The sequence below is a fragment of the Nocardia sp. NPDC060259 genome (assembly GCF_042728775.1).
GTDB lineage: Bacteria > Actinomycetota > Actinomycetes > Mycobacteriales > Mycobacteriaceae > Nocardia.
This window is the reverse complement of the sequence record NZ_JBHXAY010000007.1, coordinates 73737-86924: the sequence shown is the minus strand read 5'-3', so window position 1 is coordinate 86924 and position 13188 is coordinate 73737. Positions and strand designations below refer to the sequence as shown.

Annotated in this window: 15 protein-coding genes and 1 tRNA gene; 8 read left to right on the top strand and 8 right to left on the bottom strand. The window is 67.9% G+C overall.

What is annotated here, in order from left to right:
* Positions 1 to 35 precede the first annotated feature (35 nt).
* Genes ACFWF2_RS05505 through ACFWF2_RS05495 form a run of 3 tightly spaced genes read right to left on the bottom strand, consistent with a single transcriptional unit; the run spans position 36 to position 3839 of the window.
* A complete protein-coding gene (locus ACFWF2_RS05505) occupies positions 36 to 1631 on the bottom strand; it encodes a GMC oxidoreductase (protein WP_379304888.1) in 1596 nt (531 codons plus the stop codon).
* Between the two features lie 49 nt (positions 1632 to 1680).
* A complete protein-coding gene (locus ACFWF2_RS05500) occupies positions 1681 to 2310 on the bottom strand; it encodes a DUF305 domain-containing protein (RefSeq protein ID WP_379304886.1) in 630 nt (209 codons plus the stop codon).
* Positions 2307 to 3839, bottom strand: coding sequence for an LVIVD repeat-containing protein (locus tag ACFWF2_RS05495; protein WP_379304884.1), 1533 nt, complete (start codon positions 3837 to 3839; stop codon positions 2307 to 2309). The genes ACFWF2_RS05500 and ACFWF2_RS05495 overlap by 4 nt, the downstream gene beginning before the upstream one ends.
* Positions 3840 to 4018: 179 nt before the next feature.
* Between ACFWF2_RS05495 and ACFWF2_RS05490 the strand changes: the two genes are divergently transcribed.
* From ACFWF2_RS05490 to ACFWF2_RS05480, 3 genes are all read left to right on the top strand, one after another.
* Complete coding sequence (locus ACFWF2_RS05490) at positions 4019 to 4609, top strand: TetR family transcriptional regulator (RefSeq protein ID WP_379304882.1); 591 nt, start codon at positions 4019 to 4021, stop codon at positions 4607 to 4609.
* Positions 4610 to 4748: 139 nt separating this feature from the next.
* Complete coding sequence (locus ACFWF2_RS05485) at positions 4749 to 4904, top strand: DUF6131 family protein (protein WP_378851436.1); 156 nt, start codon at positions 4749 to 4751, stop codon at positions 4902 to 4904.
* A 31-nt stretch (positions 4905 to 4935) separates the two neighbouring features.
* Positions 4936 to 5145, top strand: a complete 210-nt coding sequence (locus tag ACFWF2_RS05480; RefSeq protein ID WP_379304880.1) for a hypothetical protein — start codon at positions 4936 to 4938, stop codon at positions 5143 to 5145.
* A 10-nt stretch (positions 5146 to 5155) separates the two neighbouring features.
* Here ACFWF2_RS05480 and ACFWF2_RS05475 read toward each other — a convergent pair whose 3' ends face one another.
* Entirely contained in the window at positions 5156 to 5812 is a 657-nt protein-coding gene (locus tag ACFWF2_RS05475) for an MHYT domain-containing protein (protein WP_379304878.1), read from the bottom strand.
* Here ACFWF2_RS05475 and ACFWF2_RS05470 point away from each other — a divergent pair.
* On the top strand, positions 5811 to 5993 hold the full coding sequence (locus ACFWF2_RS05470; protein ID WP_379304876.1) for a hypothetical protein: 183 nt from the start codon (positions 5811 to 5813) through the stop codon (positions 5991 to 5993). The genes ACFWF2_RS05475 and ACFWF2_RS05470 overlap by 2 nt on opposite strands.
* 233 nt (positions 5994 to 6226) lie before the next feature.
* On the opposite strand, the gene ACFWF2_RS05465 is transcribed toward ACFWF2_RS05470, so the two are convergent.
* Positions 6227 to 6673: an SRPBCC family protein gene (locus ACFWF2_RS05465; protein ID WP_379304874.1), complete on the bottom strand. Its 447-nt coding sequence runs from the start codon at positions 6671 to 6673 to the stop codon at positions 6227 to 6229.
* A gap of 163 nt (positions 6674 to 6836) precedes the next feature.
* On the opposite strand from ACFWF2_RS05465, the gene ACFWF2_RS05460 reads away from it, so the two are divergent.
* From ACFWF2_RS05460 to ACFWF2_RS05450, 3 genes are all read left to right on the top strand, one after another.
* Entirely contained in the window at positions 6837 to 8324 is a 1488-nt protein-coding gene (locus ACFWF2_RS05460) for a peptide MFS transporter (RefSeq protein ID WP_379304872.1), read from the top strand.
* Between the two features lie 49 nt (positions 8325 to 8373).
* Positions 8374 to 9885 (top strand): amino acid permease, encoded by a 1512-nt coding sequence (locus ACFWF2_RS05455; protein ID WP_379304870.1) that lies wholly within the window; start codon positions 8374 to 8376, stop codon positions 9883 to 9885.
* A gap of 115 nt (positions 9886 to 10000) precedes the next feature.
* Positions 10001 to 10074: transfer RNA gene (locus ACFWF2_RS05450), tRNA-Leu, on the top strand.
* Positions 10075 to 10176: 102 nt separating this feature from the next.
* Here the strand turns inward: ACFWF2_RS05450 and ACFWF2_RS05445 are convergent.
* From ACFWF2_RS05445 to ACFWF2_RS05435, 3 genes are all read right to left on the bottom strand, one after another.
* Entirely contained in the window at positions 10177 to 10791 is a 615-nt protein-coding gene (locus ACFWF2_RS05445; RefSeq protein ID WP_379304868.1) for a hypothetical protein, read from the bottom strand.
* Between the two features lie 340 nt (positions 10792 to 11131).
* Positions 11132 to 11533: a hypothetical protein gene (locus ACFWF2_RS05440; protein WP_379304866.1), complete on the bottom strand. Its 402-nt coding sequence runs from the start codon at positions 11531 to 11533 to the stop codon at positions 11132 to 11134.
* Positions 11520 to 11897 (bottom strand): hypothetical protein, encoded by a 378-nt coding sequence (locus ACFWF2_RS05435; RefSeq protein ID WP_379304864.1) that lies wholly within the window; start codon positions 11895 to 11897, stop codon positions 11520 to 11522. The genes ACFWF2_RS05440 and ACFWF2_RS05435 overlap by 14 nt, the downstream gene beginning before the upstream one ends.
* Positions 11898 to 11976: 79 nt before the next feature.
* Here ACFWF2_RS05435 and ACFWF2_RS05430 point away from each other — a divergent pair, with 79 nt between their 5' ends.
* Positions 11977 to 13137 carry a helix-turn-helix domain-containing protein gene (locus ACFWF2_RS05430; RefSeq protein ID WP_379304862.1) on the top strand — a complete coding sequence of 387 codons (1161 nt, stop codon included), beginning with the start codon at positions 11977 to 11979 and terminating at the stop codon, positions 13135 to 13137.
* Positions 13138 to 13188: the final 51 nt, after the last annotated feature.

Sequence of the window (13188 nt, the reverse complement as noted above, 5' to 3'; positions counted from 1 at the left end):
GGCGCGCCCCATTCCGGCGGCGCGCCGAACCCCGCTCAGATGAGTGTTCCCACGTCGGTGCGGACCAGATTCTCCAGCGCGCGTTCGGCGACCGCGGCGATGGTCATCGACGGATTGCAGGCCGCGGTGTTGCCCGGCATCAGCGCACCGTCGATGACGTAGAGGCCGCGCTGGCCGAGCACCCGGCCGTCGAGGTCGCAGACCGAGCCCATATTGGCGCCGCCGAGCGGATGCCAGGTGGACGGGAACAGCGCGTTCGTGTCGATGAGCGCGCTGTCGGGGCCCGCGATGCGCTGTACCGCGGGGCCGATGTGTCCCTCCTGGATCGCCCGGTCACCGTCGCCGGGCCAGCGCAGGGTCGCTGTGTCGGCGCCTGATTCGTAGACGAATTCGCCACGACCGGTGCTGACGCCGTAGCCGACGAGCATGGTGGCGCCCGGGTCGACCGGCAGCGACGGGATCGACGCCTGGATGACGGTGAACGCGGACTTCGGGTCGTCCCAGTTCTTGCTGCCGTACACGACCGGACCGCCCTGCGCCGCACCGAATCCGGCGGACGCGTTGCGCCACACATAGATCCGGTCGGCATTGGTGCCCCAGCCACGACCGAGCTCGTCGGGCAGATCGGGAATGTGCCCCAATGCCGCCGCGCGCACGAGCATCCGGGTGGTATTGAGGCTGCCCGCCGAGAGCACCAGCGCGCCGGTGGTGATGACCTTGTTCTCCAGCACCGTGCCGGCGAGGTCGACCCGGTCGACGCGCACCACCCAGCGGCCGTCGGCGGCGCGCTCGATCTCGGTGACCTCGTGCAGGGTCTGCACGTCGAGCAGACCGGTCGCCTCGGCCGCCGCGACATAGGTGACGTCGACGGAATGCTTGCCGCCGTTGTTCACCCCCATCGCGCCGTCGCCGTTGGTGTAGGACGGCGTCATCTCCCCGCGCAGTTCGGCCAGGGCGTAGTTCCAGTCGATCGGCATCGGGATCTTCGACAGCGGCATTCCCGCGCCACGGACCCGGTCGGCGAAAACCCGTGCCGCGGTGTAGTTCCGGTGGGCGATCAGTTCGTCGGGCGCGGTGGCGAGCCCGAGCATCCTGGCCACCTTCGGGTAGTGCACCCGGTCCATCCGGTCCCAGTCCATCCCGGCCGGGAAGTGGGTCTCGAACACCTCGCGTTCCGGTTGCAGCGACATGCCCTGGTAGATCAGCGAGCCGCCGCCGAGGCCCGCCGCGCACAGCGCGGTCATCCCGGCGCCCGGCACCGCCTCCACCAGACCGGCGTACCGCTCGAACAGCAGCGGCTGCCCGAACACCACCGGATCGGAGCGGTACCAGAGCAGGCGCTTGTCGGGGCGGGTGGCCAGCGGGAAGGTCTGGGCGTTCGGGCCGGTCGCCCAGCGCCTGCCCCGCTCCAGCAGCAGGACCGGAACGCCCGCCTCGGCCAGGCGCAGCGCGGTCACCCCGCCGCCGAAGCCGGAGCCGATCACGACGACCCTGCGGTCCTCGTGGGTGAGCGGGATGCCGCCGGTGCGGAGGGCGATACCGGGCCGCGCCGCGGCGGTGCCTGCCGTGGCGAGGGTGAGTCCTGCGGCGGCGGCACCGGTCAGCAGGGTACGGCGGGTGAACTTCGACATTCGGGAAACCTTCATCGGGGGTGGGGAATCGGTATTTCGAGCCGAACGCTCAGGCGCGGCTGTCGAGCAGCAGGCCGAGCAGACCGGCTTCACGGCCTTGGCCGGTGATCATGTCGCGGGCCGCTCGCTCGACTTCTCCCCCGTCGAGCAGCGCGTCGGCCGCCGCGGCCATCTCGATGCCGCCGTAGTGGTGTCGCTGCATGAGCCGCAGGAACAGGACTTCGGCCCGGCCGCCACGCGCGGTGGCGAGTTCGTCGAGTTCGGCGGTCGTCGCCATCCCCGGCATCGTCGAATGATGGTGGGCGAGATCGACTCCGGCGTGCCGATGGGCCCCACGGGGCCGCATCCACGCCATCGTCTCGGTGACGGTGACGGGCGCGCCTGCCAAGCGCAACCAGCCGAGCAGCATGCCCAGCTCGGTGCGCTGGGTGTCGGCGATCTGCCCGGCCAGCGCGACGACCGACGGGTCGGCGCCCCGATCGAGACGCTGGACCAGCACGATGGCCTGGCTGTGGTGCGCCACCATGTCCTGGACGAAGCCGATCTCGGTGGCGGTCAGTACCGGCGCCGCGGCGACCGTGCCCACGGGCAGCCATGGGCGCAGCGCGGCGCCCATGGCCAGCAGCAGCGCTATCAGTCCGGCCACGGCGGCCGCGCGGAATCCGCTGTACCTGTTCATGATCCGGTGGTCGATGACTGATCGGCGGGCGGGGTGTACACCTCGGGCGCCAGTTCCAGCGCGAGGAAGCCGTTGTCCGCACAGGTGGTCCACAGCTGATTGCCACGCCATTCCGGCGGCGAGAAGCACCAGTCGGTCGACAGATCACCGAAAGCCAGTGTGCCGGTGCGTGAGCTGAGCGCCTGCGCGGGATCGAAGGCGCCCCGCAGCATCGACTGGACCAGCGTCGGCGCCGCCAGCAGCGGCGGGCCGATGATCGAGGCGAGCGCGTGCGGCGAGTTCCACAGCCCGGCGTTCTCGCCGGTGCGAGCGGGTGGGTTGAAGTAGCCGATCTCGCGGATGGCGCCGGGGTCGCGGACATCGAAGACCCGGATGCCCGAGGAGGTCCAGCTACAGGCCAGCGCGGTCGGATCAACCGGACGGTCGGCCGCGCAGTAGTGCGCGTCGTAGGCGAACAGCGAACCGCCCGACGCCGAGGCGACCATGCTGTCCTGGTTTTCGGGCAGGTTGATCGCGAGCTTGATCGACTGCGCGAGCCGGGGGCGACGTTCGTCGGAGACGTCGATGAGCTTCACCCCGCCCGAACCGGCCTCGTCGACGGCGAACACATAGGGCGTCCCGCGATAGGTCACCGGGACGGCATGCTGGGTGGCCCAGCCGTCGGTCCACGGCATGTCGGCGAGTTCCGGGACGCGCGGTTCGGGATCGCGGCGCTGCACCGCGGCGACGTCGAGGATCTTCAGCCCGCCCATATTGTTGGCCAGATACATCCGATTGCCGTCAGGCGAGAACCCGAAACCGTGCATGGACAGACCCGGCAGGCCCTGCCAGATCACCCTGGGGTTGGCGGGATCGGTGAGATCGACCGCGCTGAGCAGGCCAGGCGCCGTGCCCGAGGCCCAGTAGGTGCGGCCGTCCGGGGAGAAACCGCCCTCGTGCGCGGTGATCGGCACCGGCAGCGCGAGATCGGTGCCGGTGCCCGGATTGAGCAGCCGGGGATGTGCGCAGTCGGAGATGTCGTAGACCGAGAGCAGGCCGGCGCCGGTCAGCGCCGGAACACCCGCGCCGACAAGCAGTTTCCGCGCGGCATTGACCTTCAGGCTCTCCCAGGTCCCCGCCAGCATCGCGGGCTCGGTGAGGGTGGTGGTGTGCACCGGCGCGGACGGATCGGCGACGTCGAGGACCCTGACCCCCTCGTCGGGACCGAGCAGGTTGCCGGGGAAGAAGGTACCGATATAGGCGCAGTGGTCGAAGGTGACCGAGGTGATGCCGCCGCCGCGGCCCGCGGAACTGCCGAGCATCCGCATATTGCAACGGAATCCGTCGCGGGAGCGCCCGCTGTCGCGGTCGGCGGCGGGGACGTCGCCCTGCAGGCCGGTTTCGGGCAGGGAGCCGGGAAGGCAGTCGGCGGTGTGCGCGGCGGGTGCACCGGCCGCTGGTGGCACGGCGGCGATGCCGAGTGGCATCAGCAGCACCGCCACCGCGGCGAGGCCGTAGCGGCGGGCCGTTGGAGTGAACAGACGAGTCATGGAATTGTCGCCGGCCCCGAAACGGGGCCGCCTTTCTTTCGCCTGCGAGTTGTTCCGCCGCCGCGCGGCAGCGCCGGAAGACCTCGCCAGTGGTCGGGTGTCGATTCGTTCAGACAAGGCGTGCACCGACCTCATCCAGCGGTAACTGTGTTACCGCTGCGCGACGCTACCATTCAACGGTGAGCAGTGGACCGGAATTGGATGCATCCGCGAAGATCATCGCGGTGGTGCTGGACCTGCTGACCACCGAGGGTTACGACGCCGTCCAGCTGCGTACCGTCGCCGCGCAGGCCCATGTCTCGCTGGCCAAGATCTACCGGCTCTTCCATACCAGGGACGAGCTGATTATCGCCGCGCTGCAGCAGTGGATGGACGCCAACGCCTACGCGGACGTGACCCCACCCGAACCCGGCGAATCCGTCCGCGACAGCCTGACTCGGCTGCTGCGCACCGTTTTCGAGCCGTGGGAGCGCAATCCCAAGATGCTCGAGGCCTACCACCACGCCCGCACCGGCCCCGGCGGCGAACGCCTCGACAGCCAGGGCCTGATCGCGGTGCTGCCCGTCGCCGAGGTCGCCCTGCGTGACCTCGACCCCGGCTACCTCGACGATCTCGGCCTGATCCTGGGCAATATGGCACTGGCCCTGATCGGCCGTTTCGCCGCGGGCACCCTGCCGATCACCGGGATCCTGGCGACCATGGAACGCACGGTCTACCGGATGACGGCCGACAACGAGGCGGCGTCCCGGCGTGGCGCCACGACTCGCTGACCGCACCAGGGCGACTTCGGCAGATCCGTTCCCGCGCAAGCGATACCTGTTTCCGATCGGCATAACGGGGCATACGCCCGATGTGGCGGCCTATCCCGGCACATCCCGACGTAGATCCCATACCGAACAGGTGAGCTCAATGATCATTCTCGGCGCAATTCTCCTCATCCTCGGACTCGTCCTCGGCATCTCGCTGCTGACCACCATCGGCGTGATCCTGCTGGTGATCGGTGTCGTCCTCGCCCTGGTCGGCGGCATGGGCCGTCCGATCGGCGGCCGGCGCCACTGGTACTGATCCCCGGCCTGCCATCCTCGGAGGAGACATCATGTATCTGTCCCGCATCGTTCCGATTCTGGTGCTGGTGTGGCTGGTGATCGGCGTTATCGCCGCAGGTCAGCGCGGCTATCTCACCGATCGTGAGCAGAACTGCGCGTCGCTGGGCACCATCGCGGTGACGATGATCGCCGGTCCGTTGAACTACATGGGGGTCAACCCCAAGGTCGACGACTGCCAGCTGCCCGAACCCAGCCAGTAGTCCATGGCGGTCAGTTCCGCCGCGGCCACTGCCCGCCGCCGTCGGACCGGTTGGCCGGGTCGGTGCTTCGCCAGTCGCCGCCGGACGCGCGCCCGAGCGGTGCGCGTCCGGCCCGGTTCTCGGCGTCGACGTCCAGCTCGGCCAGCCCGACCACGATCACCAGACCGGTGACGACCAGCGAGACCGTCGCGATCAACGGCAGCACCAACTGCACCGGCGCCACCCCGTCGACCGCGTGCACTCCGGCACTGTGGCGCGCCCGCATCGCCGCCATCGCGGTGTAGTGCATGCCGCACACCGCGACACTCATGACCAGCGCCGCGCCCGCGGTCTTGATTAATCCGCGCACATGCAGCAGGAACCACAGCGCCGCCGTGGCCGCGACCACCGCGATCACGATCGACAACATCACCAGCTCCGGCCGGTAGGCGATCTCGGCCCCGGTGCGCATGGCCCGCATGCCCAGGTAGTGCATGGCGGCCACCCCCAAGCCGGTGATCGCGCCGCCCAGCGGCAGCGACACCGACTGCCGCCGTCCCCGCGTCACGATGGTCAGCCCGATCAGGACGACGCCGATCGCGATGACCGCGCTCAGCAACGTCATCGGCACGTCGTAGCGGATCGGCGCCCCGGCGATGCCGACCCCGAGCATGGCCGTGAAATGCATGACCCAGATCGCGGCCCCGCCGATCGCGACCGCCGCCGCGATCAACCACCCGATCGGCGCGGCCGATGTTTTGGCGTGCACCGCGCAGCGCAATCCCAATACCGAGCCGATGAAAGACAGGCAAAAGGCGAGGACCGGATTCAGCCAGCCATTGCCGAAGTGCTCGATGTGCAGCACGTAGTCCCCCGGAGTTCGATCATTTCCGCATTTCCGATGGCTAGAGAGTAGTCCACCAGGTCCGCATACACCCGCTATAGCGGAAGACGGATAAACATGATTCGAATTCCGTTCCAGCACATTCGAATTCGGCTTTTCATTCCGTATCCCACACGGTGCGTATCTCCAGAATCAGCACTCCGGGAATTGAGGGCATATATTTCGAACCGACCGGTTGCAATTATCCGATCGAGGCTCTCATGGTTTCTGCGCGCGAGCCCGGATCAAATTCGCCAGCCGCTCCAGCGATTCCTGGTTGCGGGCGGCGAAGACGAGGTCCTGGGCCAGTCCGGGGATCAGCTGCGCCGGACCGCCGGAAGCCCGCTCGGTCATCCGGATGGTGGTGTGGCCCGGTTCCTCCTCGGCCAGCGTCAGCCGGATCCACGCCGACCCCACCGACCACAGCCGCGCCTCCAGCTCCAGCCGATGCGGCGGGTCGACGGCCCGCACCACCGTGGTGTCGCTGATCAGCACCGGCCACAGCCCGAATCGGTAGTGGATGCGGCTGCCGACAGCGGGCCAGTCCGGGTCGACCCGGCCGATATGCGAGGCGCCGACCACCCAGCTCGCGTACAGCCAGCCGTCGCACAGGGTCGCGAAGGCCGCGCCGCGGTCCACCGGCACTGTGACTTCGGCAGTCAGCATGTCTGATTTCCTCGTCCGTCGCGGGAGTCGGGCCACTCCAGCGTAATTGGCGCGCGAGCCCGCCGCGCGCCGAGCTCTGCCGAGGTGAGACGGCACGGCGCGCCGGACCCGCGACGATGCGGGAAAATTGCTGTACACCGTTTGGACGTGGGATCGTTCCCCTATGTCCACCGAAGAAACGCGGCTCGGCGACCCGCCAGGCCCCGCCGACGAGGCTGCCGAACGCACCCTGTTCGGTCATCCGATCGGTTTGACCAACCTGTTCGGCGTCGAGCTGTGGGAGCGTTTCTCCTTCTACGGCATGCTCACGATCCTGGGCTACTACCTCTACTACTCGACCGCCGAGGGCGGGCTCGGCCTCGACCAGAGCACGGCGCTCGGCATCGTCGGCGCGTACGGCGGCCTGGTGTATCTGTCCACCGTGCTCGGCGGCTGGATTGCCGACCGGGTGCTGGGCATGGAGCGCACCGTCTTCTACGGCGGCGTCGTGGTGATGGCCGGCCATATCGCGCTGGCGGTGTTGCCGGGGCTGACCGGTGTCGGTGTCGGCCTCGTGCTCGTCGCGCTCGGCAGCGGCGCGCTGAAGGCGAACGCGTCGTCGCTGCTCGGCACCCTGTACGCGCCCTCGGATGCCCGCGTCGACGGTGGCTTTACGCTGTTCTATCTGGGCATCAATATCGGTGCGTTCACCGGACCGCTGCTCACCGGCCTGCTACAGCGCGAGTGGGGCTTCCACGTCGGCTTCGCCGCCGCCGCGGTCGGTATGGCGCTCGGCCTGACCCAGTACGTGATCTTCCGGCGCAACCTGGGCACCCACGGCCGTGACGTGCCCAACCCGGTCACCCGCCCTGAGCTGACCCCGGTGCTGATCGGCGTCGCCGTCGCCGCGGCCGTGGTGGCGGTGGCCGTCGCGGCCGGGCTGATCACGCTGGACAATCTCTCCGACGTCACCACCGGCGTCATCGTGCTGGCCTCGATCGCCTACTTCTGGGTGCTGCTCACCAGCGCCAAGGTAACCCCGGTCGAGCGCACCAGGGTGCTCGCCTTCATCCCGCTGTTCATCGCCAACGCGGTGTTCTGGTCACTGTTCCAGCAGATGTTCACCATGCTCGCGGTGTACTCCGACGAGCGCGTCGACTGGCGGATCTTCGGCTGGGAAGCGCCGGCGAGCTGGATCGGCTCGGTCGAGCCGGTGTGGATCATCGCGCTCTCGCCGCTGTTCGCGCTCATGTGGACCAAGCTCGGCAACCGGGCGCCGAGCACCCCGATCAAGTTCGCGCTCGGCGTCATCGGCATGGGCATCGCGTTCTGGCTGTTCGCGCTGCTGAGCGGATTCGAGGGCAAGACCGTCCCGGTGCTCGCGGTGTTCGTCATCCTCGGCGGCTTCGCCGTCTCCGAACTGCTGCTCTCGCCGATCGGTCTCGCGGTGACCACCCATCTCGCGCCCGCCGCGTTCCGCTCCCAGATGATGGCCCTGTACTTCTTCTCGGTCGGTATCGGCACCTCGATGGCGGGCACCCTGGCCCGCTACTACAGCCCCGACAGCGAGACCGCCTACTTCGGGATCAGCGGCGCCGCCGCCATCGCGGCAGGCCTCGTCGTGGTCGCCTGCGCCCCCTGGATCAAGCGCCACATGCAGGGCGTGCACTGACCTGCCTCCGGGTACTCCCCGAAGACGTTCGCACAGAAGGAGAAAGACCGTGCCGACACCGGAAGCCACACCAGAGGCAGGCCGAACATCCGGCCGCAGCAGCGGATTGTTTCGCACCAAATCCGTCGAGCAGTCGATTCTCGATACCGACGAACCGGATTCCAAACTCCGCAAAGACCTGACGGCGTGGGATCTCACGATCTTCGGTGTCGCCGTGGTCGTCGGCGCCGGCATCTTCACGCTCACCGCGCGCACCGCGGGCAATGTGGCCGGCCCGTCGGTCTCGCTGGCTTTCGTGTTCGCCGCGATCGCCTGTGGTCTCACCGCGTTCTGCTACGCCGAATTCGCCTCGACGGTGCCGGTCGCCGGTAGCGCCTACACCTATTCCTATGCCACCTTCGGTGAATTGGTCGCCTGGATCATCGGCTGGGACCTCATTCTCGAATTCGCGCTCGCCGCGTCGGTCGTCGCCAAGGGCTGGTCGCAGTATCTGGGCACGGTCTTCGGATTCGAGTCCGCCACCGTGCAACTCGGCTCGGTCACCTTCGACTGGGGTGCGGTCACGCTGATCGCGGTTCTCGGCGTGCTGCTGGCCATCGGCACCAAGGTGTCCTCGCGGGTGTCGGCGATCGCGGTCGCGATCAAGCTCGGCGTCATCGCGCTGGTGCTCGTCCTCGGCATCACCTACTTCAAGGCGTCCAACCTGAGCCCCTACATCCCGCCGTCGCAGCCGGCCGAAGAAGGCGCGAGCGGACTGCACCAGTCGCTGTTCTCGTTCCTCACCGGCGCGGGCGACAGCAACTTCGGCTGGTACGGCCTGCTCGCCGCGGCCAGCCTGGTGTTCTTCGCGTTCATCGGCTTCGATGTCGTCGCCACCGCCGCCGAGGAGACCAAGAACCCGCAAAAGGCGGTGCCGCGCGGCATCCTCGGTTCGCTGCTCATCGTGACCGTGCTCTATGTCGCGGTGTCGCTGGTGCTCACCGGCATGGTGCCCTACACCGATCTGGCCGGTGAGAACGCCACGCTGGCGACGGCCTTCGCGATCCACGGCGTCGACTGGGCCAAGAACGTCATCTCCATCGGCGCGCTGGCAGGCCTGACCACCGTGGTGATGGTGCTGTTCCTCGGCCAGACCCGCGTGCTGTTCGCGATGGCGCGCGACGGGCTGCTACCGCGCTGGCTGGCCCACACCGGTTCGCGCGGCACCCCGGTCCGCCTGACCGTCATCGTCGGCATCGTCTGCTGCGTGCTGGCCGGCTTCGTCGACTTCGGCACCCTGGAAGAAATGGTGAACATCGGCACGCTGTTCGCCTTCGTCCTGGTCTCGGTCGGCGTCATCATCCTGCGCCGCACCCGCCCCGACCTACCCCGCGGCTTCCGCGTCCCCCTGGTCCCCCTCGTCCCCATCCTGGCCGTCCTGTCCTGCCTGTGGCTGATGGTCAACCTCTCGGTGGACACCTGGATCCGCTTCCTCGTCTGGATGGTCCTCGGCTTCGTCGTCTACTTCGCCTACAGCCGCCGCCACTCGATCCTCGGCAAGAAGTCCCCGACAACCGACTGACCGGCACCGTCGGCGATAAGGTCGGACCGGCGCGGTCATCGGCGACACGCCGGGCCGACCTTGTCTACCGACACGATTCCGGTACACCCGTACGAGTCGCTAGGCTGTCCGGGACGCCCCTATAGCCCAATTGGCAGAGGCAGCGGACTTAAAATCCGCGCAGTCTGGGTTCGAGTCCCAGTGGGGGCACTTCCAAGGCGCAGGTACGCGGCCTGCCGCGAAGGCTTCGCTGATCACCGGCCCGCTCAGTCCGCAGTAGGTCCGCAGCAGCTCGCGCATGCGATGCCCCTGTCAGTGTTCCGCTGCGCGCTCAGCTGTCAGATCGGCGATCGCCTCCAGCCGGCGTTCCTCGTTCGGCATCGACAGTCCGAGATAGAGGCCGAACACTCCTCGCCGTTTGTGGCGCATCTGTCGCGATAGCTGCACGCTCGTTGTCACCCACGGAACACCCAGCACCTCGGCAACCTTTCGATCAGCCTGAAAGATGATCCGGCGAGACCAAACGAACGCGCACGCCAGGTACAGGCAGGTCCACAGAGCTATGAACAGAGCGAAAACCAGATTTACCCCTAAGCCCTCGGGTACATCCAGTGCGGCCGCAGCAATGCCTGTCAGGCCCCCGAGGGCCAAACAAACCACCGTGGCGATACCAACGAACTTCGGCATACCAGATTCGGTCAGGTCCGAAATCACGACCGCCTGGGCCAACTCGCTGTCCCGCTCCGGCTCGGAGAAGTTGTCGAACGGAGGGGTCAGCGTGATGTACGGGCGGAAGACCAGCGTCCTTACCAAGATCCCGTCGGGCAGAAGCTCTTCCGACAGCTTGCCTCGTTTGACGCGAGGTTTCCGAGCTCCAAGTGTCACAGCCAGTTCCTGGGCGCGCCTGGTATGCGCATCTAAATCCACTCGCACATGTTCTACCGCGTAAGACCAAAACGCGTCGAGATGTCCGAATCTCACAGTGTCGACCAGCTGCTATCACAGCAGGCCTCCGCCGAGGTTGGAGCGACCCGCGGCCGCTCGGCCCTGTGCTCCGGTGATCCGACGGCCCAGCAGGAAACCCTGTCGGCAGTTCATGTCTGGCCGATCAGCCGATGTCGAACGTCTCCATCGCCCACTCGGCGGTGTGATCCATCGGCGGCTGCGCCAGCCGCGGTCCGGGCGGATTGTCCACACGCCGAACTCGCGGCGCAGCGGATACGCGGGCACGTCACTGTGGTGTCGACGTGCAGCCAGCAGGAGTAGATCACGTGGTGTCCCCTTCGGTTCGACGCCGGTCGAGTGCGATCGCGACGTGTGCGACGTCGACAGATGTGGCACCGCTGTCGCGAGCGATGCGCTCGGCGACTTCCAGCAAGCCCTGCAGCGCAGGTGAATACAGCGCGTCGACGTCAGTCACTACCGGGCATGGCTCAGCTGGTTCAGCGATCGCGGCCAACGCTCCCGCGATGTCGGCGTACAGGTCGTCGTCGGCGTGAGGCCCGACAGCGAAGACCGGTCCGACGTGGCCGGTCTCGTCGACCGGTGCCCAGGTGTTCAGCCAGCCCGCGACTCTGGGCTGGTCGGCTTGGACGACATCGCGCATCGCGTCGATGACCGCCGACCGCGCTGCCGGGAGCGTGCCCGGCTCGTGCTCAGTATCCGACACGACGATCCAGACTCATCAGGCCGGCGCCGACCAACACATTGATCGCGGCCATCTTGCGAGGGCAGATGGTTCGGTCGCAGCCGCGATGGGCCTGAACCGTCTTGCGCGCCTGGTCGATCGAGAATCGCTTCAGTGGTGCCGAGTGCACGATCACTGTGGTCCGGCCGGTCTGCTCGTCGTCCTCAGCGATCGCAGCCTGGGCCGCTTCGTGGGCGATCCGCGCCTGGATCGCATCGACCGTCAGCGCGCGCTTTCCGGCCTTAGTTCGTCCCCACACCCTGGCTCCCCTCGTCGGTGACTGGCTCCCGCCGCCGGGGATTGCTCGACCCGACGGCGGGGCTGGAATCAGATTCGCCGCAGCCAAGAGCTTCGAAGGACAGTGAAGGGACAGCGCCGGTGACAATGCGCGACACAGTGGCGGACCTGCCCGTACGCTCGAATACATGGGGACGCATGTAGGGCAGGCCATAGCGTCGGAACGGAAGATCGCGGGCCTGAGTCAACGACAGCTGGCGGCCCGTGCCGCGTACAGCCTGAGCATGGTCAAGGCCGTGGAGCAGGGCCGCGAACTGGCCTCCCCCGGATTCGTTTCCGCCGCCGCACGCGCGCTGCGCATCACCCCTGAGCAGTTGACCGGCGCCCCCTTCAACGACGGCAAGCCCTTGGCCGACGCGGTGAACGGCCTCTCGATACTGCTGACCGAGGGCCGATACGCCCGCGCCGAGGAACCGGGCAGCCTAGCCCAGCTCGACGCTGACCTCACCGCCGCACAGGACCTTTACCGTCGCGACCGCACCCGCCAGACAATCGAGGTACTCCCCGCAATCATCCGTCGCCTGCACGGCGCGGTGCGCGCGCTCAACGGCGACGACCAAGCCCGCGCGTATTCGCTGCTCGCGTCGGCATACATCCTGGCCGAGTGGTCCGCCCGCCGCACTGGGCATCTCATGCTGGCGTTGCCCGCGCTCGACCTCGCCGACAGCTATGCACCGCATGGCGACGACCCGAACTACCAGGCCTTTTCCGCGCTTGCCCGGGCCCGGATCCTCACCCACTACGGGGAATCCGAGGTCGCTGCACAGCTTATCGACCAGTCGATCGGCGTGGCTGACGACACCAGGCACGGCATGGTCCTGGCCGGATACTCGCATTTGGCCGGCGCGATCAACGATGCCCGGAAGCTCGATTACTCCGGTGCCGTCGCCCACGTCGATGCCGCGCGGGAGCTCTCGGCGCACACCGGCGAGACTGATCTGTATATGACCGCATTCGGACCGCTGAACGTCGATATCCACGCCCACGCAATCGAGCTCGAGGCAGGCGACCCGAACCGCGCAGCGATCGGCGGTGACGGCCTGGCCTATAGCGCCGATGCTCCGCCGACCCGCGTCGCGCACCACTGGCAGGACAACGCCCGCGCCTGGCTCATGAGCGGCAAGCCCGATCGTGCGCTGGCCGCGCTGAACAAGGCCCGCGCCGCTGCCCCCCAACAGACCCGGTTGCACCCGTCTGTGCGGGAAACCATGTACGGGATCGCCGCCGCCCAGCGGCGGCAGTCCGAGAGCTTGCTCGGGTTCGCGCACTGGCTCGGCGCGACCCTGTGACCGCGGGTCCACGCGTCGCCGACGGTGGACAGACAGGTCCTTGCTGGAATT